A 21,610-nucleotide genomic window follows, 5' to 3' on the forward strand; every position below is an offset into this window, starting at 1 on the left:
GGACCGATACTTTTTTGCATTCGGGTTAGTCCTGGCGCGTTGAATGTCAAATTTGGTGCAATGCAATACGCTTGGCAACGCGCCTCCATCACGCTAAGACACACCGTGAGCCACGCCGAAAAGCCCCGCCACGCCGCGCTGCGCCACGAAAACCGTTCGCGGTCGCCTTGACTTTCGTTTCGCCGGGTACGATCATTCGCTCACATGCAGAGCAAATGCTCCAACTCTAGAAGAAACGCACGCTACCAGCCGTGCGAGCAAGGACATTCAGGAGACGCACATGAACAGCGGGCAAGACAGCGGCGCGGCCGCACACGTGATCCTGCACATCGGCGCGGGATCGTTTCATCGCGCCCATCAGGCGTGGTATCTCCACCGATTGAACGAGGCCAAGGTGCCGGGCGAGCCGCATTGGTCGCTAACGGTCGGCAATATCCGCAGCGACATGAATGCGGTGCTCGAAGCGCTCGCCGCGCAAAACGGCGTCTATACGCTCGAGACCGTCACGCCTCAAGGTGAGCGCGCCTACGAGACGATTCGTTCGATCGAGCGCGTCGTACCGTGGACCGAGAGCCTCGACGCGCTGATCGAAGCCGGCGCCGATCCGGCCTGCAAGATCATCGCGTTCACCGTCACCGAAGGCGGCTATTACCTCGACGAGCAGGACGAACTCGACACCGCCAACCCCGACCTCGCGGCCGACCTCAAAGGCGGCCACACCACCATTTATGGCGCGCTGGCTGCGATTCTCGACGCGCGCATGAAAGGCGACGCGGGCCCGGTCACGCTGCAGACCTGCGACAACCTGCGCCGCAACGGTGAACGCTTCCATGCGGGCATGAGCGAGTTTCTCGAACGGCGCGGCGCTGCGGACCTCGCGCAATGGTTCGACGACAACACCGCCTGTCCGAGCTCGATGGTCGACCGCATCACGCCGCGTCCCACGCCGGACGTGCGTGAGCGCGTCAAGGCCGCCACCGGCGTCGACGACGCCGCTCCGGTGATGGGCGAAGCGTTCATCCAATGGGTGATCGAAGACAGCTTCATTGCGGGACGTCCGGCATGGGAAAACGTCGGCGCGGAACTGGTCGACTCGGTGATGCCGTATGAAGAAGCCAAGATCCGCATCCTCAATGCGACACATAGCTGCATCGCGTGGGCGGGTACGCTGGTCGGACTGAACTACATTCACGAAGGCACGCTCGACGCCGACATCAACAAATTCGCCTACGAATACGTGACCGAAGACGTGATTCCGTGCCTCACGCCGAGTCCGCTCGATCTCGAACGCTATCGCGACGTGGTGCTCGAGCGCTTCAGCAATCCGTATATCCAGGACACGAACCAGCGCGTCGCGGCGGACGGCTTTTCGAAGCTGCCCGGCTTTATCGCGCCGACGATGTCGGAGTGTTTCGAACGCGGCGTCACGCCCGCGGCGACGGCGATGCTGCCCGCCCTCTTCTTCCGCTTTCTCGAGCGCTGGAATACCGGCGAACTGCCCTACGCGTATCAGGACGGTGTGATGGATGAGCGCGCCGCGCGCGCTTTCTTCGAGGCGCCCGATCCGTTGAAAGCGTTCGCCGCCGACCGGCTGCTGTGGGGCAGCATGGCCCAAACGCCGGAACTCGAATCGGCGCTGGAAGGCGCGCTGGCGCGCGTCGATGTATGGCTCGCCAAACGCGGCGCGGTTTGAGCGCCGCAGACTTCACGATTAAGAAGGGCCGCGCATCGCGCGGCATCGAAGCGCGTCGGTGCCAGGCTTAATGCGCATGGCACCGCGCGCCATGTGCGGCTAAAGTAGCGCATCTCCAACGACGAAGGTTCCGCGCCCATGTATCTCGGCATCGACCTCGGCACGTCCGAAGTAAAAGTTCTGCTGCTCGCATCCGACGGACGCGTGATCGGCACCGCAGGCTCACCGTTTACCGTTTCGCGCCCGCATCAGCGCTGGGCCGAGCAGAATCCCGAAGATTGGTGGGCCGGCACGCGTACCGCGCTCGCCGCATTGCGCGCCAAACATCCCGACGAGTTCGCGCAGATTCGCGGCATCGGCCTGTCGGGTCAGATGCACGGCGCCGTGCTGCTGGATGCGCAGGACCGCGTGCTGCGTCCGGCGATTTTGTGGAACGACATGCGCAGCGACAAGGAATGCGCGGAACTGACCGAGCGCGCGCCGGAGCTGCACAGCGTCGCCGGCAATCTCGCCATGCCCGGCTTCACCGCGCCGAAGCTGCTGTGGGTCGCGCGCCACGAACCCGAGATTTTTGCGCAAACCGCCTGCGTATTGCTGCCGAAAGATTACTTGCGCCTGCAACTGACCCGCGGCAAGGTGTCCGATCCATCGGATGCGGCCGGCACGCTGTGGCTCGATGTCGCCAAACGCGACTGGTCGGACTCGCTGCTCGCGGCCTGCAACATGTCGCGCGCGCAGATGCCGAGCCTGTGCGAAGGCAGCGAGCCGTCCGGCACGCTGCTGCCCGAAGTCGCGCGCGAGTTCGGTTTGAGCGACGGCGTGATCGTCGCGGCCGGTGGCGGCGATAACGCCACCAGCGCAATCGGCATCGGCGCGACGCAACCCGGCGACGGCTTCGTCTCGCTCGGCACGTCGGGCGTGCTGTGCGTGGTCGGCGACAGCTTCCGGCCGAATCCGGCTTCGGCCGTGCACGCGTTCTGTCACGCGATTCCGGATCGCTGGCACCAGATGAGCGTGGTGCTCTCGGCTGCAAGCTGTCTGCGCTGGGTCTGCAAGCTCACCTCCACCGACGAGCCGACCCTGCTCGCCGAAATCGAGGCGCTGCCCGCGGACGCGTTGAACACGGCGCCGCTTTTCCTGCCCTATCTGTCCGGCGAACGTACTCCGCACAACGACCCGTACGCGCAAGGCGTGTTCTTCGGCATGACTCACGCAACCGATCGCGCGCTGCTCGGCTACGCGGTGCTCGAAGGCGTCACGCTCGCGCTAACCGACGGCCTCGACGCGCTGCGCGCGGCCGGTACCGAAGCAAAGGCGCTGTCCCTGCTCGGTGGCGGCGCCCGCAGCGACTACTGGGCCCAGTTGCTCGCCGACGCACTCGACACCGCCACCCGCAAGCACGGCGGCGGCGAGACCGGCGCGGCGCTCGGCGCGGCACGCCTCGGCTGGCTGGCCGCGGGCGGCGATCCGGCCACGGTGCTGACCAAGCCGCCCATCGCCAAGGAGTTCACGCCGAACCCACGCCGCCATGCCGAACTGCGCGCGCGACTCGAAGCGTATCGCGCGCTCTACCGCCACGTACGGCCGTTGTTCGACCCCGCGCGGCAACCGCTTGCCTGACCGGCAATCCGCAGCCTGTTTCAGCGCCGGGTTGAGTTAAGGCGCCGGGACCGGCTGCTATCATCGGCGCACTTCAAGCGAACCGTCACCGTGCCCAAGTCCACAGAAAAATTAGATCTTGCTACCCGCGCCGCGTGGCTTTACTACGTCGCCGGCAACACCCAGAACGAGATCGCCGAGAAGCTCCAGGTGTCGCGCCCGGTCGCGCAACGGCTGGTCGCCTTCGCGGTGGAAAAGAATCTGATTCGCGTGCGCGTCGATCACAAACTGGCGGACTGCCTCGCGCTCGCCGATCAACTGTCGAAGCGCTATGGCCTCAGCATGTGCGAAGTGGTGCCGATCGACAGCGATACATCCGAAGAAGTCGACCGCAAGCTGGCGGTGGCCGGCGCGCAGGTGATGGAGCGCTATCTCAGCGAGGAAAAACCCATGGTGGTCGCGGTGAGCAGCGGCCGGACGCTGAAGGCCGCAGTCGATCAGATCGCGCAACTGGACCGTCCGCAGCACCGGCTGGTATCGATGGTCGGAGCGATCGCCCAGGACGGCTCCTCGAACCGCTATGACGTCGCGCTGCACATTTCGGAGAAGACGGGTGGCAAGCATTTTCTGCTGCCCGCGCCGCTGCTCGCCGATAGCGAAGCGGAACGCGCGCAGTGGTGCAATCACCGGCTTTACCGGATCGTCGAATCGCTGTCGGCGCAGGCCGACGTGGCGTTCGTCGGCATCGGTAATATCGGGCCGAAATGTCCGCTGCACGAAGACGGCTTCATTACGTCGGCGGAAGTGAAAGAGTTGATGCAGAACGGCGCGGTGGCTGAAATGCTCGGCCTGCCGATCGATGCAGCCGGCGCGCACGTCGAATCGCCGACCGGCCGGCGCGTGACGAGCATCGCGCTCGACTCGCCGCCGCGGCGCCCGACCATCGGTTTCGCCGGCGGCCAACGCAAGCATGAGGCGCTGATCGCGGTGCTCAAAGGCGGCTGGCTGTCGGGACTCGTGACTGACGAATCGTGCGCAAGGGCCGCGCTCGAGGCGTGAGCCGGCGGCCTTGCCGCGCTACATCGCCGTCAAGCCTTCGGTGATGATGATCCGATATTCCCCGCCCTGCAGACGCGTCTCGCTGACGGCCTGATACTCCGGACTGCGATACCAGGTGAGCGCTTCGTCGTAACTGGCGAATTCGAGGATCAGGATTTCGTCGAGCGGCGGACCCTCCACCACTTCTTTGCGCCCGTGGCTCGCCAGCATCATGACCGGATGCCGCTCGAAGGTTGCAGGCGCAACCTGTTTGTATTCGTCCAGCTTCGCGGGGTCGAGCGTTTTCTCGCGCGTAATGACGACGTAGGCAGCCATGAGCGTTTCCGGAGCGTGATTGAAAGGAAAGCGGCGCGCCCGCCGCTTTCCCAAATCATCACGCGGCCAGCACTTCGACGATCTTACGCTGGAATGCTTTCCCTGCGCTGTCGAACAAATGGCAATGCTCCGGCGTGGCGCCGAGTTTTTGCGTCTCGCCTTTGGTATGACGTTCGAGCGGCGGAATCCGCGCGATCAGTCCGTCCGGCGCGACGCTCGATTCCGCATACAGATACGCCGCGTCGCCGAGCGATTCGACCGCCATCGTGCGGGCCGTTATGCCGTCGTCGGCCATGCCGACATGCAGATGCTCGGGGCGAATGCCGACCGTCACTTTGTCGCCCTGCTTCACCGCGGCCGGTTCCACCGCGACGCGCTGCGTCTCGCCGGTTTCATACCGCACCGTGACGCCGTCGTGCGTGACCGACTGCACCACGCCTTCCATGAAGTTCATCTTCGGCGAACCGATGAATCCTGCGACGAAACGATTGGCCGGCGCGTGATACAGCATGGTCGGGCTGCCGACCTGTTCCAGATTGCCCGCCGACAGCACCACGATCTTGTCCGCCAGCGTCATCGCCTCGACCTGATCGTGCGTCACGTAGATCATCGTGGTCTTCAGTTCGTCATGCAGACGCGCGAATTCGAGGCGCATCTTCACCCGCAAGGCAGCGTCGAGATTCGACAGCGGTTCGTCGAACAGGAACACCTTCGGCTTGCGCGTAATCGCGCGGCCGATCGCCACGCGCTGACGCTGGCCGCCGGACAACTGCTTCGGCTTGCGATCGAGCAGATGGTCGATATGCAGGATCTTCGCCGCGTTGCGCACGGCCGAATCGATTTCCGGCTTCTTGGTGCCGGCAAGTTTCAGGCCGAACGCCATGTTGTCGTACAGGGTCATGTGCGGATACAGCGCGTACGACTGGAACACCATCGCGATGCCGCGCTTGGCGGGTGCGACGTCGTTCACACGCATGCCGTCGATGGTCAGATCGCCGCCGCTGATATCTTCGAGGCCGGCGATCATCCGCATCAGCGTCGATTTACCGCAACCGCTCGGGCCCACGAACACGACGAACTCGCCGTCCGCGATATCGAGGTTGATGTCGCGCATCACTTCGTTTTCGTCGTACGCCTTCCTGATGTTGCGCAGAGTTACGCTTGCCATGATGTGTCTCCGTGTAATGCTATGTGTTGCTTGTCGGATGTTTCGGTTGCCTGAGCTGTTTGAGACGCTCAGGCTGCTACGTTGATTCGCTTTTCGCTGCCGTGCCTACGGTGCCGCCGCCGTCGCGCTCAGCGTCCATTGCGCGACCAGTTCCGGCAACTGCTGCATGTCGTCGAATACGTGACGCGCGCCGGCTGCATGCAGCCTGTCGATCTGCGCATCGCTCGCATGACCGCCGCCGATGAAGCCGAGCACCGTCATGCCCGCCGCGCTCGCCGCCGTCACTCCGGTGACGCTGTCCTCCACCACGAGGCACGCCGCGGGCGCGAGTCCGAGGCCCTTGGCCGCCGCCAGATAGACGTCGGGCGCGGGCTTCGGATTCGGCACCGCATCGGCGCAGAACAGGCGGTCGCCGAAAAACCTCACGAGGCCCGTGCGCGTCAGCACCGTTTCCACATACGGGCGATAACTGTTGCTCGCGCAGCCCTTGGTGATCGGCACCTGAGCCAGCGCGGCTTCGATGCCTTCGACCGTCGGCGCCTGCATCGCCGCTGCTTCCACCGCGCTGCGGATCGCATCGATATCGTCGACGCTAAGGCTTTTGCCGAGTTGCGTCGCGGTGCCCTGCAGCACTTTCTCGATGCGTAGGCCGAGCAGCGGCAGCACCACCGGTTCGACGTCGGTGTTGGGCCAGCGCGCTTCGAGTTCGAGCACCAGCATGCGCGCCGCCACGGCTTCGCTGTCGATCAGCACGCCGTCGCAATCGCAGATCAGTGCGAAATTGCCGGCGAGCGTGCTTCCACTCGTGCCTGCCGTCATTTGACCGCCCCGAAGGTAAGGCCGCGCACCAGTTGCTTCTGCGACAGCCAGCCGACGATCAGAATCGGCGCGACCGCCAGCAGCGAAGCGGCCGACAGCTTGGCCCAGAACAGACCTTCGGGACTCGAATACGAGGCGATGAACACAGTCAGCGGCGCGGCGTTCGAACTCGACAGGTTGATGCTCCAGAACGCTTCGTTCCACGACAGGATCACGAGCAGCAGCGCCGTCGATGCGAGCCCGGGCAGCGACATCGGCATCAGCAGATAGACGATTTCCTGCCACGTCGCGGCGCCGTCGATCCGCCCGGCCTCGAGAATGTCGCGTGGTATTTCGGCGAAGTACGTGAACGACATCCACACCGCGATCGGCAGATTGATCAGCGTGTAGACGATCACGAGACCCGATACCGAATCCAGCAACCCGCTGTTTTTCCACAGCAGATAGATCGGCACCAGCACGCCGACCGACGGCATCATCTTGGTCGACAGCATCCACAGCAATACTTTTTGCGTGCGACGGGTCGGGAAGAACGCCATCGCATATGCAGCCGGCACCGCGAGAATCAGGCACAGAATCGTCACGCCCGCGGAGATCAGTATCGAATTCCACGCGAACGAAAAGTAATTGCTGCGCGCGAACACCTCGCGGAAGCTATCGAGCGTCGGGATGAAAAACAGCGACGACGCATAGGCTTGCTGCTCCGTCTTGAATGCGGTGATCGTCATCCAGAAGATCGGAAAGAACAGCAGCAAGGCGACGAGCCAGGCGATCACGCCGGGAATGCCGCGGCGAATCGCCGCGAACGGCGACTTCGCCGGCACGGTCATGGCAGTCGAGTTCGACACCGGGGTAGAGGCAACTTGGCTCATTTTTCGTACTCCCCTTTCAGGTTCTTCGCGAGCATCCGCACGAGGAAGAACGACACGATATTGGCCAGCACGACAGCGAGAATGCCGCCCGCCGACGCGAGACCGACGTCGAACTGTTGCAGGCCCAGCGAATAGATCAGGTACGACAGGTTGGTGGTCGCAGTGCCCGGACCGCCGCCCGTGGTCGTATAGATTTCGGCGAAGATCGACAGCAGGAAAATCGTCTCCATCATCACCACCACCGCGATCGCCCGTTTCAGGTGAGGCAGCGTGATGTAGAAGAACATCGAGAACGGACCCGCGCCGTCGATGCGCGCCGCCTCCTTCTGCTCCTGATCGAGCGACTGGATCGCCGTGAACAGAATCAGGAAAGCGAACGGCAGCCACTGCCACGCGACGATCATGATCACGGCTGTCAGCGGATATTCCGCGAACCAGTCGATCGGCGTCATGCCCATGGCGCGCATGCCCTGCGCGATCAGGCCATACACCGGATGCAGAATCATGTTCTTCCAGATCAGCGCGCTCACGGTCGGCATCACGAAGAACGGCGCGATGGCGAGCAGCCGCGCGACACCCTGGCCGTAGAACTTGCGGTCGAACAGAATCGCCATCAGCACGCCACCGACCACCGTGATCACGAGGACCGAGATGATCAGTTCGAGCGTGTGACCGATCGAAGGGCCGAACGACGGATCGCTGGCCAGGTATTTATAGTTGTCGAAACCCGCGAAGCCTTTCAGATCCGGATTCAACAGGTTGTAGCGCGAGAACGAAAACCAGATCGTCATCGCGAGCGGAATCGCCATCCACAGCACCAGGACCGCGACCGACGGCGAGACTAGCCAGCGGGCGGAATTGGCCTTGCGGATTTCACGTTCTTTTTCTGTCTGGGGATGGGCATGCATGATAGGTAGGCGCAGAGGACGCATGATTGACCACCTGTTCGGTAATGCGCGGACCGCCGCCCGAAACCGCATGAACGCCGCGGCGACACTTTGCGATGTCGCGGCGCATGCGCGGCGGGGACGGCCCGCTGTGCTGCGTGGGCCGGCTGACGGGCGTCAGCCGGCGCGTGCCACATGACTGCCGTGGCTTACTTCTGGTAGCCGGCCTGCTTCACCGCGCGATCCGCGGTGGCGTTGCCGGCTGCCAGCGCCTGATCGATCGTCATCTGACCGGCAATCGCGCCGGAGATGCTCTGACCGACCACGGTACCGAACGACTGGAACTCAGGAATCCCGACGAACTGCACACCGGTGTACGGCACCGGCTTGAGCGTCGGATGCTCCGGATCCGCCGTTTCGATCGCCTTCAGCACGAAGTCGCCGAACGGAGCTGCCTGCTTGTACTCCGGTCGCGCGTACGTGGACCTGCGCGTTCCCGGCGGCACCGAGGCCCAGCCTTCGTCCTTCGCGACCAGTTCGATGTATTGCTTCGACGTGGCCCACGTGATGAACTTCTTCGCCGCGTCAGGCTGCTTCGACGACTTCGGAATCGCCAGCGCCCAGGCCCACAGCCAATGCGAACCCTTCGGCGTGACCGCGATCGGCGCCGCGGCGAAACCGACCTTGTCCGCGATCTGCGATTGCTGCTTGTTGTAGAGCATGCCAGCGGCAACCGTGGCGTCGATCCACATGCCGCACTTGCCGGAGGACATCAGCGTGAGGTTCTCGTTGAAGCCGTTCGAACTCGCTCCCGGAGGGCCGTCCTTCTTCAGCAGATCGACGTAGAAAGTCATCGCCTTCTTCCATTCCGGCGAGGTGAGCTGCGCGTTCCACTTCTCGTCGAACCAGCGGCCGCCGAAGGTGTTCACCACCGTCGTGCCGTAGGCCATGTTCTCGCCCCAGCCCGCCTTGCCGCGCAGACAGATGCCGTAAATGCCGTTGGCCTTGTCGGTGAGCTTGTCGGCGAATTGCGCGATCTGTTCGTAGGTCGGCTGATCGGGCATCTTCAGACCCTTGGCCGCGAACAGATCCTTGCGGTAATACGTCATCGAGCTTTCTACATAGAACGGCAGCGCGTACAACTGGCCGCCGCTCGAGAGGCCGTCGCGGGCCGTCTTCACGACGTCGTTCAGATCGTAGTCGGCGGGCAGATTGGTGAGCGGCGTGAGCCAGCCGCGCTTGCCCCATTGCGGCGTTTCGTACGCGCCGATCGTCATCACGTCGAACTGGCCGCTGCCGGTCGTGATGTCAGTGGTGGCGCGCTGACGCAGCACGTTTTCTTCGAGAATCACCCAGTTAAGCTTGATGTCCGGATTCGCCTTTTCGAATTCGGGCGAGAGCTTCTTCAGCTCGATCATGTCTGGATTGTTCAGCGTGGCGATCGTCACCGTGGCCGCCGACGCGTTCAATGCAAAGCATGCGACAGCGCCGGCACTGACCGCCTTTAGCGTGGATTTGAGAGCTGGCTTCATGTGTTGTCTCCTTTCTCGTACGTTATGTAGTGCAGCGTTTGTTCTACGAAAATGACGATGAACGGCGCGGACTCAGCTCATCCAGTTGCCGCCGTCGACGTTCAGGGTTTGCGCGGTGATGTAGTCGGCGTCGGCCGACGCGAGAAACAGGGCGGCGCCGGTCAGATCGTCCGGCACGCCCATGCGGCCGAGCGGCACCGCTTCACCGACGAGGCGTTTCTTCTCGCCGAGCGGCCGGTTTTCATAGCGGGCGAAGAGCGCGTCGACTTCGTTCCACATCGGCGTATCGACGACACCCGGCGCGATGCCGTTCACATTGATCTTGTGCGGCGCGAGTGCCAATGCCGCGGATTGCGTGTAGCTCAGCACGGCCGCCTTGGTCGCGCAGTAGTGCGACACGAGCGCCTCACCGCGCCGTCCGGCTTGCGACGACATATTGATGATCTTGCCGCCGCGGCCTTGCTCGACCATCTTTTGCGCAACGGCCTGCATCAGAAAGAACATGCCCTTCACGTTGACCGCGAAGAGACGGTCGAACACGTCCCAGGATTCGTCGAGGATTGGGCGCATGTCGAAGAGCGCCGCGTTGTTGAAGAGAATGTCGATTTGCCCGAAGCGCTCCAGCGTGCTCGCCACGATGCGCTGGATATCGTCGCGGCGCGTGACGTCGGCGCTCACGGTCAGCACGCGCTCGCCGTTAGCGGCGCGCAATGTGTCGCCGAAACTGTCCGCCGGCTTCACATCGACCAGCACGCAGCGCGCGCCTTCGTCCAGATACCGGCGGGCTACGGCTTCACCGATTCCGCTTGCCGCGCCCGTCAGAATGGCCACCTTGTCTTGCAATCGTGCCGCCACTGCTCGTCTCCGGTTCGTTTCGCATCTTGAGGCGCGGTGAGCGAACGCTCATTGCGCGAACAATTGCTCTGTTGGTGATCGAATGATCGGATACGCACAGGGCCATGTCAAGGCGCCCGAGCAGATTTCGATGGTGCAGCGCGGCAGGACATGCGCCCCACTCATCTGCCTAGAACAACACTAATACGAGAAATCGAATACAGCCAAAGTGCTTTCTGCTCGCCTTGCTGACAAAAATTAGAGATACGTTATATCATTGCGACCTCGCTTCACTTCGAAGCCGCTTGATCGCTATTTCGTTTGATTGCTGTTTCGTCAGGAGCATCCGCCGATGGCCACATCGATTGCAGAACACCACGCCGTGCGGCTCGCGCATGCCGAAGCGCATGCCGCGTTGCACGGGCTTGCGCTCACGCCGCTGCGTCGTCAGGTGTATGCGGCGATCGTCGCCAGCGAGCGGCCAATCGGCGCTTACGAACTGCTTGACGCGCTCGAGCCGGCACGTGGTCGCGTGCCGCCCACGACCGTTTATCGCGCGCTGGATTTTCTGCTCGCGCATGGCTTCGTGCATCGGATCGAATCGAAGAACGCGTTCGTAGCCTGCTGCGAAGTCGGCGTGCCGCATCGCAGCCAGTTTCTAATGTGCGACGGCTGCGGCGCGACCGTCGAGATTCCCGGCAACGACCTCGCCGAACAGTTGTCGCATAGCGCGCCGGCGCACGGCTTCGAAGTGCATCGGCAGGTGGTCGAACTGAGCGGTCTGTGCGCGCTGTGTGCCCGCGCGGCGCGGCCCGCGGGTGCTTGCGCCGGCACAAAACCGGCGTAGCACCGGCGCGCCCTTCCTAACGTCTGTGATTCATTCAACTCTCACGCAGCAGGACACAACAATGAAGAATTCTGGCTCGATGTTGAACGGCGCGCAGCGTGCGCTGAAGCTGTCCAAGTACCTCGCCGTGAGCGCCGCCGTGCTCGCATTTGGCCACGTCGCGATGGCCGCGGATGCAAAAATTCCGGTGGTCGCGGCGGAAAATTTTTACGGCGACGTGGTGCAGCAACTCGGCGGCGATCGCGTCGACGTGACGAGCATCCTCAGCAATCCGGACCAGGATCCGCATCTGTTCGAAGCCAGTCCGAAGACGGCGCGTGCGTTGCAGCATGCGAGCCTTGTGGTCTACAACGGCGCCGACTACGATCCGTGGATGGCAAAATTGCTCGCGGCGTCGAAGGGCTCGAAGCGCGTCACGATCGTCGCAGCCGATCTCACCGGCAAGAAGGGCGGCGACAATCCGCACCTCTGGTACGACCCGGCGACCATGCCGAAAGTGGCGCGCGCCGTGAGTGAGGCGCTCGTCGCGGCTGACCCGGCGCACAAGTCGGCGTACGATGCGAACCTCGCGAAGTTTCTCGATTCGCTGAAACCGGTCGACGCCAAGGTCGCCGAGTTGCATGGCCGCTACGCGGGCGTGCCGGTCACGGCGACCGAGCCGGTGTTCGGCTATATGTCCGACGCGGTGGGCCTGAGCATGCGCAATCTGCGCTTCCAGCTCGCCACCATGAACGACACCGAAGCCAGCGCGGCCGATATCGCCGCATTCGAACGCGATCTGCGCGAGAAGCGCGTCCGTGTTCTGATCTATAACAGCCAGGCAACCGAGGCCCTGACCAAACGCATGTTGAAGCTCGCGCAGCAATCGAAGGTGCCGACCATGAGCGTCACCGAGACCGAACCGGCCGGCAAGACCTATCAGACGTGGATGCTGACGCAGCTCGACGCGTTGGGCACGGCGCTGGCCGCGGGCGACGCGAATGGCGCGAACGCCGCGGCTTCAGGTGCGAAAGGAAAAACCCCATGACTGAGACTGGCCGCAGCGCGCCTGCGCATTCCCCCAGCACCGCGCTCGTGCTCGAACTCGAGCAGGTGACGCTCGAACTCGGCGACCGCACGATTCTGCGCGACACCGGCTTCGTGGTGAACCAGGGCGAATTCATCGGCGTGCTCGGGCCGAACGGCGCGGGCAAGACGACGCTGATGCGCGCCGTGCTCGGTCTCGTGCCCGCCGCTCAGGGCGCGATCCGCGTCCTGGGACAACCGGTCGAGCGCGGCAACGCGTCGATTGGCTATATGCCGCAGACGCGCAGTGCGCTCGCCGGACGTCGCGTGCGTGGCCGCGATTTCGTCGCGATGGCCGCCGACGGCCATCGCTGGGGTTTGCCGCATGCGGACGCCGCCACTCGCGCCGATGTCGAGCGCGTGCTGGATCTGGTGGGCGGCCGCAAGCTGGCCGAGCGGCCGTTGTCGGAACTGTCGGGCGGCGAGCGTCAGCGGCTCCTGCTCGCGCAATGCCTGCTCGGCAACCCGAAGCTGCTGTTGCTCGACGAGCCGCTGATCAGCCTCGACCCGCATCATCAGAAGAGCGTGGTCGAACTGGTGCGGCGCGTGCAGCAGGAACTCGGCATCGCCGTGCTGTTTTCGGCGCATGAACTGAACCCGCTGCTGCACGCGCTCGATCGCGTGCTGTATCTCGGCAGCGGCGTGGCGGCGCTCGGCACCGTCGACGAAGTGATCACCCGGCCGGTACTGTCGCGCCTCTACGGCTCGCCGATCGACGTGATGCGTGTGAACGGCCGCATCTTCGTGATGTCGGGCGACGTCGAAGTGGAAAAGCACGATCACGAGCACGAACACGACGAGAGCGGCGGCCACAGCCACTCGCATTCGCATTCGCATGGCCACTCGCACGGCCACTCACATCAGCACGACTCGCACGACGGACACACGCACGATGTTTGAATACGATTTCATGGTGAACGCATTCGCGGCGTCGGGGATCGTCGCGGTGCTGGCAGGCGTGGTGGGCTATTTTCTGGTGATGCGCGGACAGACCTTCGCGGGCCACGCGCTCTCGCACGTCGGCTTCACCGGCGCGACCGGCGCGGTGCTGATCGGCATCTCGCCGATCTGGGGGATGATCGGCTTCACGCTCGCGGCGGGCGTCGGCATGGGCGCGCTCGGCGAACGTCTTGCCGGACGCGATGTGGCGATCGGCGTGATCCTCTCGCTGTCGCTCGGCTTCGGCTTGTTGTTCCTGCACTTCTTCACCGCGTACGCGACCCAGGTCACCGCGCTGCTGTTCGGCAACGTGCTCGGCGTGAATGCGTCGACGCTCGGCGTGCTGGCGGGTCTCGGCGTCGTGAGTTTGCTGGCGCTCGCGGCGATCATGCGGCCGTTGCTGTTCGCTTCGTTGCAGCCGGAACTGGCCGAAGCCAAGGGCGTGTCGTTGCGCCTCGTGTCCGTGCTGTTTCTCGCGATTGCCGCGCTGGCCGTGGCGGCGTGTACGCAGATCGTCGGCGTGCTGCTGGTGTTCACGCTGATGGTCGGCCCGGCTGCCGCCGCGCAAAACATGACGACGCGGTTATCAGCGGGCCTCGTGCTGGCCGCTGTGTTTGCGTTGCTGCAGGCGTGGCTCGGTTTGACGCTCGCGTTCTACACCGATTGGCCGACGAGCTTCTGGATCACCGTACTCTCGGCGGTGGTGTACGGCGCGAGTTTGTTGAGACGGCATTGAATCTCCAGGGACGATGGCGGCGTCGCATCTGCACACCACCATCGTCGTTCTGAGAGACTTCAGCCGAGCAGCACCTTCGCGTGATGCGCGAGATGATCCTCGATGAACGTCGAGATGAAGTAATACCCGTGGTCATAACCCGCGTGACGGCGCAACGTCAGCGGCTGACCCGCGGCCTGGCAAGCGGCTTCGAACACGTCCGGATTCAGTTGCTCGGCAAGGAACTGATCCGCGAGCCCCTGATCGACCAGAATCCCCGCCGAAAACTTGCGCGACGCATGCGCGACCAGTTCGCTCGCGTCGTACTGCTTCCACGCTTCCCGGTCTTCGCCCAGATAGCCGGTGAACGCCTTCACGCCCCACGGGCACAGTGAAGGCGCGGCAATCGGCGCGAACGCCGACACCGACCGATAAATCTCCGGATTGCGCAGCGCCAGCATCAACGCGCCGTGACCGCCCATCGAATGCCCGAAGATGCCCAGACGCGCGCCGTCCACCGGCAGATTCGCAAGCACCGTTTCGCGCAGCTCGTCCCGCACGTACGAGTACATCCGGTAGTGCTGCGCCCACGGCTGCTGCGTGGCGTCGACGTAAAAGCCCGCGCCCACGCCGAAGTCCCACGCCGCGCTTTCGCCCGGCACACCCGCACCGCGCGGACTGGTATCCGGCGCGATCAGCGCGATGCCGTGCTGCGCCGCGAAGCGCTGCGCTCCGGCTTTGACCGGGAAGGTCTCTTCTGTACTCGTGAGTCCCGCGAGATAGAACAGCGCGGGTACGTTCGCGTTGGCTTGCAAGGCCTGCGGCGGCAGATAGATGGAGAAGCGCATCGGCAGACCGATGGTCTGCGAGTCGTGCCGATAGATGCGCTGCTCGCCGCCATGACAGGCATGCGACGATAAGAGTTCAAGCATGGCGAAGCTCCCCGTTTAGTACAGCACGACCGAGCGGATCGACTCGCCCTTCTTCATCAGATCGAAGCCCTCGTTGATGCGTTCGAGCGGCAAACGGTGCGTGATCAGATCGTCGATATTGATCTTGCCTTCCATGTACCAGTCGACGATCTTCGGCACGTCGGTGCGGCCGCGTGCGCCGCCGAACGCCGAGCCTTTCCACTCGCGGCCCGTCACCAGCTGGAACGGACGCGTGCTGATCTCCTCGCCCGCCGCCGCCACGCCGATGATGAACGACTGGCCCCAGCCCTTGTGCGTGCACTCGAGCGCCTGACGCATCACCTTGGTGTTGCCGATGCATTCGAACGAATAGTCGGCCCCACCATCGGTGAGTTGCACGATGTGATCGACCACGTTCTCGACTTCATTCGGGTTGATGAAGTGCGTCATGCCGAACTTCTTCGCGAGTTCGACGCGGCCCGGATTGATGTCGACGCCGATGATCTTGTCCGCGCCGACCATCTTCGCGCCCTGGATCACATTCAACCCGATGCCGCCGAGACCGAACACCACCACGTTCGCGCCCGCCTCGACCTTCGCCGAATACACGACAGCACCGACACCTGTCGTCACACCGCAACCGATGTAGCAGATCTTGTCGAACGGCGCGTCTTCACGCACTTTCGCGACCGCGATTTCCGGCACGACGATGTAGTTCGAAAACGTGGACGTGCCCATGTAGTGAAACAGCGGCTTGCCATCCAGCGAGAAGCGTGAGGTCGAGTCCGGCATCAAACCCTTACCTTGCGTCGAACGAATCGCCTGACAGAGATTGGTCTTGCGCGACAGACAGAACTTGCACTGACGGCATTCGGGCGTGTAGAGCGGAATGACGTGATCGCCCTTCTTCAGCGTGCCGACGCCGGGACCAGTATCGACAATGACGCCCGCGCCTTCGTGGCCGAGAATCGCCGGGAAGATGCCTTCCGGGTCCGCGCCGGAGAGCGTGTAGTAATCGGTGTGGCAGATGCCCGTGGCCTTCACTTCGATCAGGACTTCACCGGCGCGCGGCCCTTCCAGATCGACTTCCTCGATCGTCAACGGCGCGCCGGCTTTCCATGCGATTGCTGCTTTGGTCTTCATCGTGAATGCTCCTGTGAGTCTGTCAAGGCTAGGCGCGCCGCGGCGGACTGCGTTGCGGCGCGCATGTGTTGCGATTCGGTGCTGCGGTTCATTTGTGCGCCACACGAAGGGCGCACGTGGTCGCGGCCAGTCGGCGCAGTGCGCCGGGCTATACCTTAGCGCGCGAGAAACGTCATGGTATTGCAAAGTGCGTCACGGCATTGTCTGAACCTGACATGACTTTCGCTCATCGCGACGGCCTGTCCGTGAACCATGTTTCGACTCGTGCGTAGAGATCGAGAAAGCGCGCATAGCGCTCGGCGAGCGCCGCGTCGCCTTGCGGACCCGCGACACGCGTCGCACCCGGCGCGAGCGCGGCGAGATCGCGCGCGTGCCAGTGCCCGCTCGCGAGGCCGCCCAGGATGGCCGCGCCACGCGGCGCCGCGTTCGGACAATCCACAGCGTGCAGTTCGACATCCAGTGCATCGGCGAGCAACTGGCGCCAACGTGCGTCGACGGAACCGCCTCCCGCGAGCTGCAACGCCGTCACCGTCGCGCCGCTCGCGCGAATCGCGTCGAGCCCGGCGCGCAGCGAGAACGCCACGCCTTCGAACGCGGCGCGCATCATCGTGCCGCGCGTGTGATCGAGGGCGAGCCCGAGCCAGCCGCCGCGCGCCATCGGGTTGAGCCAGGGCGTGCGTTCGCCTGTGAGGTAAGGCAAGAACGTGAGGCCGGATGCAGTCGTCGTATCGGCGAACGCATCACGATACGCATCGGTCCATTCATACGACAGCCACCCGCGCGCGCGTTCGAGCGCGATGCCGACGTTCTGCATCGCCGCCATCCGATACCAGTGATCGCTTGCCGCGCGATAACGATGCAAGCCCTTGACCGTCGCGGGCGCGTGCTCGGCCAGCACGACGATCTGTCCGCCAGTGCCGGTGGTAAGCAACGCGTCGCCGTCGTGCGCCAATCCACTGCCAAGTGCGGCGCAAGGCGTGTCGGCCGCGCCGGTCGCGAGCACGATGCCGGCACGCAAACCCAGCGCCTGCGCCGCACTCTCCGACAACACGCCACCCGCAGCATAAGATGGCGCCAACGGCGCGAACCACTCACGCGGAATCTCGAGTCGGTCGAGCAGCCCCACGTCCCACACGCCGGCTGGATCGGCAAGCGCGGTCGCGCAGGCGTCGGACGGATCGGTAGCCACCGCGCCGCCCAACGCGACGCGCAGCCAGTCTTTCGGTTGCAGCGCCCAACGCGTGCGGCTCGCGGACTGCGGTTCGTGCAGCACGATCCAGCGCAGCAGCGGACCGGCCATGCCGGGCGCAACCGGATTCGGTTGCGGCTCGGGCCACGCATCGAGCAAGGCCAGCGCGCGCGTGTCGGGCCATAGCATGGCGGGCCGCACGGCCTCGCCCGCTGCGTCGATCAGCACGACGCCGTGCATCTGTCCGGAAAAGCCGATGGCGAGCACATCGCGTCGCAATCCATCAGGTAAACGCGCGGCGGCTTCACATAGCGCGCGCCACCATGTTTGCACCGAGGTTTCCGCCCAACCCGCGTGCGGCGTTTCGATTGGATAAGCGACGCTCGCCACCGCCTGCTCGCGACCGTTCTCGTCGACGATTGCTACTTTGAGGGAACCGGTGCCGAGGTCGATGCCGAGAAAACTCATGGGCGATAGAGCGTCAAATTGAGGATGGATATGAGCACGCGAAAGCTGCCCGAAAAGCGTATTTTTCCGCGTGGGCGCAGCGCTTGGGAAACGCACGCAAACGCACGCCGAAAATCCCAAATCGCGGGTTAACCCGCCCGCGCCGCGAGCCGCATCAAAACAGCACTATGCGGTGAGCGAGATACACCTCATTGATTCTCACACATATCGCGTCAAGCCGGGCTCGAGCGACGCGCGGCCTCGCATCGCCACTGCAAGGGGCTGACCGCCGATGGACGAGGTCCGTACATTTCTTTTGGCTTTCAAACGGCCCCCACGCATATCGTCACCGGGAATGCCGGAATAGGCCCCAGTGGTCTTGTTGTGCTTTTTAGTCCCCGATACCTTGGAGCCATCCCAAAAACTCAGATGGTGGAGACAGACGATATGCAATCGAACACGGTTCACCCGTGCGACGAACGACTGCCCGCGGGCCAGTTGCTCACGCTCGGCATTCAGCACGTTCTGGTGATGTATGCCGGTGCAGTCGCGGTGCCGCTGATCATCGGCGCGGCACTCAAGTTGCCGAAAGACCAGATCGCGTTCCTGATCAGCGCCGATCTGTTCTCGTGCGGCATCGCCACGTTGATTCAGACGCTCGGGCTGTGGATTTTCGGCATCCGTCTGCCGGTCATCATGGGCTGCACGTTCGCGGCCGTCGGTCCGATGGTCGCGATCGGCACCAATCCCTCGCTCGGCATTCTCGACATCTTCGGCTCGACGATCGCGGCCGGTGTCGTCGGCATCCTGCTCGCGCCGGCGGTCGGCAAATTGCTGCGCTTCTTCCCGCCGGTCGTGATCGGCGTGGTGATCTCGGTGATCGGTTTGTCGCTGATGGAAGTCGGCATCAACTGGGCGGCCGGCGGCGTGGGCAATCCCGATTACGGCAACCCGGTCTATCTCGGCCTCTCGCTGATCGTGCTGATGCTGATTCTGCTGATCAACAAGTTCGCCAAGGGCTTCCTCGCCAATATCTCGGTGCTGCTCGGCATTGTCGCGGGCTTCGTGATTGCGCTGGCGCTCGGCCGCGTCAACATGGAAGGCGTCACGCACGCGCCGTGGGTCGGCTTCGTCATGCCGTTCCACTTCGGCCTGCCGCACTTCGATCCGCTGTCGATCGCGACGATGGTCACCGTGATGTTCGTCACCTTCATCGAATCGACCGGCATGTTCCTCGCGGTCGGCGACATGGTGGACCGTCCGGTGGATCAGAAGACGCTGGTGCGCGGTCTGCGCGTCGACGGCCTGGGCACGTTGATCGGCGGCATCTTCAACTCGTTCCCGCATACCTCGTTCTCGCAGAACGTCGGCCTGATCGGCGTGACCGGCGTGAAGAGCCGCTTCGTCTGCGCCATGGGCGGCGTGATCCTGGTGCTGCTGGGCCTGTTCCCGAAGATGGCGCAAGTGGTCGCGTCGGTGCCGGCCTTCGTGCTCGGCGGCGCGGGCATCGTGATGTTCGGCATGGTCGCGGCGAACGGCATCAAGGTGCTGTCGAAGGTCGACTTCGTGAAGAACCACCACAACCTGTTCATCGTCGCGGTCAGTATCGGCCTGGGTCTCGTGCCGGTGGTGTCGCCGCACTTCTTCTCGAAGCTGCCGCCGGCGCTCTCGCCGCTGCTGCACAGCGGGATTCTGCTGGCTTCGGTGTCGGCGGTCGTGTTGAACCTGATCTTCAACGGCGTGAAGAGCGAGAAGAAGGCACAGTGCGAAATTCGCAGCGCCGGGCATGATTTCGACGGACGCGGCGGCAACGAACCGCGAGGCGACGACATGCTGCGCGCCGCCGACGTGCACTGAGCGGCACGCAATGAGGCGCCGCGCGAGTGATATCGCGCGAGCGTCGCTGCATAAAAAAACGCCACGGCATGCCGTGGCGTTTTTTATTACCGGCTGCGTAGGGCGGCTTTCCTGAAACTGAGACCCGCCCTACGCGCCCGAAGCTACAACACGTCTTAACTCGCCGTGGCCGCCGAAGCCGCCACCGGCGCGCTCGCCGCACCGTAGTCGACCGGTGCGTCGGCCGGACGCGGCTGCTCGCCGTTGCGTTCGATCCAGCCGCCGCCGAGTGCCTGATACAACGTCACGAGGTTCTGCAGACGTTCCATGCGCGCAACCACCAGCAGCTGCTGCGCCTGATACAGATCGGTCTGCGCGATCAGCACCGCCAGATAACTGTCGACGCCGTTCGTGTAACGCAGATTCGACAGATCCAGCCGGCGCTGTTCCGCAAACGTATTGCGCTCCAGCGCCTGGATCTGCTGATCGTACGTACCGCGTGCCGCCAATCCGTCTGCCACATCGCGGAAGGCCGACTGGATCGCCTTTTCATACGTGGCGATCTGGACTTTCTTCTGGATGTTGGCGAGATCGAGGTTGGCGAGATTCTGTCCGCCCTCGAAGATCGGCAACGTGATCGACGGCGCGAAGCTCCACGCCGCCGAACCCGGCTTGAACAGACCGCCGAGCGACGGGCTCAGCGTACCGAAGCTGCCGGTCAGCGAGACCTTCGGGAAAAACGCCGCGCGCGCTGCGCCGATGTTCGCGTTGGCGGCCAGCAGATTCTCTTCGGCCTCCATGATGTCCGGACGACGCGTCAACAGATCGGACGGCAGACCCGCCGGAATATCCGTGAGGAGATTCTGGTTGTCCAGCGGCATGCCCGGCGGCAAATCGTCCGGCAGCGGCTCGCCAATCAGCAGCACGAGCGCGTTATCCGCCTGAGCCCGCAGACGTTGTTGCTGCTGCAGGTTGGCCAAAGCCTGCTCGACCACCGTTTGCGACTGACGCAGATCCAGTTCCGAACCCGTACCGTTGTCGAACTGCAGCTTGGCGATTCGATACGATTCCTGCGAGGTCTTCAGCGTGTTCTGCGTGACCTTCAACAGATCGTCGAGTTCGAGCACCGTCATGTACTGGTTCGCCACCTGCGAGACCAGCGAGATTTCTGCCGCCTTGCGCGCCTGAGCCGTGGCCAGGTACTGCGCCAACGCCTGGTCCTTCAGGCTCTGAATCCGCCCGAAGAAGTCGATTTCCCACGACGCGTTCAGACCGACCGAGTACGAGTTGGAAATCGTCTGGTCGAAGAACGACAGGTCTTTCGGCGTACGCGATTTGCTTTGCGAAGCCGCGGCGTCGAGCGTGGGCAGCAGACCGGCGCGAACGATCCGGAACTGCGCCGCCGACGCCTGCATGTTCAGCACCGACACGCGCAGATCGCGGTTGTTCTTCAGCGCGATCTCGATCAGCCGCTGCATGCGCGGATCGACGAAGAAATCGCGCCAACCGATATCCGCCGCGGCCTGGCCGTTGGCGCTGCGCGCAGCATTTGTCGCACCGGGCTGTTGGTTGCCCGCCGAGGTCGCGTCCGGCTGGGTCGCGCCCGGCTGCGTGTCGTACACGCCGCCGGTCGGGAAGGCGCTCGTCGTGGGCACGGGGGGGCGCTCGTACTTCGGCGCCATCGTGCAACCCGCGGCGAACAGCGCGACCGCCACTGCAATCAGAGAGTGTTTTTGCATC

General features: G+C 63.9%; 19 protein-coding genes. 8 read left to right on the top strand and 11 right to left on the bottom strand.

The genetic code is table 11. The features are described from left to right. The first annotated feature begins 280 nt into the window (after window positions 1-280). From dalD to ACQKRQ_RS20895, 3 genes are all read left to right on the top strand, one after another. Window positions 281-1,693: a D-arabinitol 4-dehydrogenase gene (dalD, locus tag ACQKRQ_RS20885; RefSeq protein ID WP_132373318.1), complete on the top strand. Its 1,413-nt coding sequence runs from the start codon at window positions 281-283 to the stop codon at window positions 1,691-1,693. A 138-nt stretch (window positions 1,694-1,831) separates the two neighbouring features. After that, the gene (xylB, locus tag ACQKRQ_RS20890; protein ID WP_427479117.1) at window positions 1,832-3,313 is read left to right on the top strand and encodes a xylulokinase; all 1,482 of its coding nucleotides are present in this window, start codon (window positions 1,832-1,834) and stop codon (window positions 3,311-3,313) included. Window positions 3,314-3,403: 90 nt separating this feature from the next. Continuing rightward, window positions 3,404-4,351, top strand: a complete 948-nt coding sequence (locus ACQKRQ_RS20895; protein ID WP_132373314.1) for a sugar-binding transcriptional regulator — start codon at window positions 3,404-3,406, stop codon at window positions 4,349-4,351. A gap of 18 nt (window positions 4,352-4,369) precedes the next feature. Here ACQKRQ_RS20895 and ACQKRQ_RS20900 read toward each other — a convergent pair whose 3' ends face one another. The 7 genes from ACQKRQ_RS20900 to ACQKRQ_RS20930 all read right to left on the bottom strand — a co-directional run bounded on the left by ACQKRQ_RS20900 (window position 4,370) and on the right by ACQKRQ_RS20930 (window position 10,799). Continuing rightward, entirely contained in the window at window positions 4,370-4,666 is a 297-nt protein-coding gene (locus tag ACQKRQ_RS20900) for a DUF1330 domain-containing protein (protein WP_427479119.1), read from the bottom strand. A gap of 58 nt (window positions 4,667-4,724) precedes the next feature. Beyond that, on the bottom strand, window positions 4,725-5,834 hold the full coding sequence (locus ACQKRQ_RS20905; protein WP_132373310.1) for an ABC transporter ATP-binding protein: 1,110 nt from the start codon (window positions 5,832-5,834) through the stop codon (window positions 4,725-4,727). Between the two features lie 105 nt (window positions 5,835-5,939). Further along, window positions 5,940-6,653 carry an HAD family hydrolase gene (locus tag ACQKRQ_RS20910; RefSeq protein WP_427479122.1) on the bottom strand — a complete coding sequence of 238 codons (714 nt, stop codon included), beginning with the start codon at window positions 6,651-6,653 and terminating at the stop codon, window positions 5,940-5,942. Beyond that, complete coding sequence (locus ACQKRQ_RS20915; protein WP_085966707.1) at window positions 6,650-7,483, bottom strand: carbohydrate ABC transporter permease; 834 nt, start codon at window positions 7,481-7,483, stop codon at window positions 6,650-6,652. Before ACQKRQ_RS20915 ends, ACQKRQ_RS20910 begins: the two co-directional genes overlap by 4 nt. A gap of 38 nt (window positions 7,484-7,521) precedes the next feature. Further along, window positions 7,522-8,457, bottom strand: a complete 936-nt coding sequence (locus tag ACQKRQ_RS20920) for a carbohydrate ABC transporter permease (RefSeq protein ID WP_132373304.1) — start codon at window positions 8,455-8,457, stop codon at window positions 7,522-7,524. Window positions 8,458-8,621: 164 nt separating this feature from the next. Next, window positions 8,622-9,944, bottom strand: coding sequence for an ABC transporter substrate-binding protein (locus ACQKRQ_RS20925; protein ID WP_132373302.1), 1,323 nt, complete (start codon window positions 9,942-9,944; stop codon window positions 8,622-8,624). Window positions 9,945-10,016: 72 nt separating this feature from the next. Beyond that, on the bottom strand, window positions 10,017-10,799 hold the full coding sequence (locus tag ACQKRQ_RS20930; protein WP_427479125.1) for an L-iditol 2-dehydrogenase: 783 nt from the start codon (window positions 10,797-10,799) through the stop codon (window positions 10,017-10,019). Between the two features lie 331 nt (window positions 10,800-11,130). Here ACQKRQ_RS20930 and ACQKRQ_RS20935 point away from each other — a divergent pair, with 331 nt between their 5' ends. The 4 genes from ACQKRQ_RS20935 to ACQKRQ_RS20950 all read left to right on the top strand — a co-directional run bounded on the left by ACQKRQ_RS20935 (window position 11,131) and on the right by ACQKRQ_RS20950 (window position 14,365). Continuing rightward, window positions 11,131-11,625, top strand: a complete 495-nt coding sequence (locus tag ACQKRQ_RS20935; protein ID WP_427479127.1) for a Fur family transcriptional regulator — start codon at window positions 11,131-11,133, stop codon at window positions 11,623-11,625. Window positions 11,626-11,686: 61 nt separating this feature from the next. Continuing rightward, entirely contained in the window at window positions 11,687-12,652 is a 966-nt protein-coding gene (locus ACQKRQ_RS20940) for a metal ABC transporter solute-binding protein (RefSeq protein ID WP_427479129.1), read from the top strand. After that, complete coding sequence (locus tag ACQKRQ_RS20945) at window positions 12,649-13,590, top strand: ABC transporter ATP-binding protein (protein WP_427479131.1); 942 nt, start codon at window positions 12,649-12,651, stop codon at window positions 13,588-13,590. Before ACQKRQ_RS20940 ends, ACQKRQ_RS20945 begins: the two co-directional genes overlap by 4 nt. Next, window positions 13,583-14,365: a metal ABC transporter permease gene (locus ACQKRQ_RS20950; RefSeq protein WP_132373292.1), complete on the top strand. Its 783-nt coding sequence runs from the start codon at window positions 13,583-13,585 to the stop codon at window positions 14,363-14,365. Before ACQKRQ_RS20945 ends, ACQKRQ_RS20950 begins: the two co-directional genes overlap by 8 nt. Before the next feature lie 59 nt (window positions 14,366-14,424). On the opposite strand, the gene fghA is transcribed toward ACQKRQ_RS20950, so the two are convergent. The 3 genes from fghA to ACQKRQ_RS20965 form a co-directional block, all read right to left on the bottom strand. Beyond that, complete coding sequence (fghA, locus tag ACQKRQ_RS20955) at window positions 14,425-15,276, bottom strand: S-formylglutathione hydrolase (RefSeq protein ID WP_427479133.1); 852 nt, start codon at window positions 15,274-15,276, stop codon at window positions 14,425-14,427. Between the two features lie 15 nt (window positions 15,277-15,291). Next, complete coding sequence (locus tag ACQKRQ_RS20960) at window positions 15,292-16,398, bottom strand: S-(hydroxymethyl)glutathione dehydrogenase/class III alcohol dehydrogenase (RefSeq protein ID WP_132373288.1); 1,107 nt, start codon at window positions 16,396-16,398, stop codon at window positions 15,292-15,294. A gap of 226 nt (window positions 16,399-16,624) precedes the next feature. Next, the gene (locus ACQKRQ_RS20965) at window positions 16,625-18,055 is read right to left on the bottom strand and encodes a xylulokinase (RefSeq protein ID WP_427479135.1); all 1,431 of its coding nucleotides are present in this window, start codon (window positions 18,053-18,055) and stop codon (window positions 16,625-16,627) included. A 426-nt stretch (window positions 18,056-18,481) separates the two neighbouring features. Between ACQKRQ_RS20965 and ACQKRQ_RS20970 the strand changes: the two genes are divergently transcribed. After that, window positions 18,482-19,891 carry a nucleobase:cation symporter-2 family protein gene (locus tag ACQKRQ_RS20970; protein WP_132373284.1) on the top strand — a complete coding sequence of 470 codons (1,410 nt, stop codon included), beginning with the start codon at window positions 18,482-18,484 and terminating at the stop codon, window positions 19,889-19,891. Between the two features lie 155 nt (window positions 19,892-20,046). Here the strand turns inward: ACQKRQ_RS20970 and ACQKRQ_RS20975 are convergent, their stop codons facing one another. Beyond that, window positions 20,047-21,609 (bottom strand): efflux transporter outer membrane subunit, encoded by a 1,563-nt coding sequence (locus ACQKRQ_RS20975; protein ID WP_427479136.1) that lies wholly within the window; start codon window positions 21,607-21,609, stop codon window positions 20,047-20,049. Window position 21,610 lies beyond the last annotated feature (1 nt).

The organism is Paraburkholderia sp. NPDC080076, assembly GCF_050281145.1.
Taxonomy (GTDB): domain Bacteria; phylum Pseudomonadota; class Gammaproteobacteria; order Burkholderiales; family Burkholderiaceae; genus Paraburkholderia.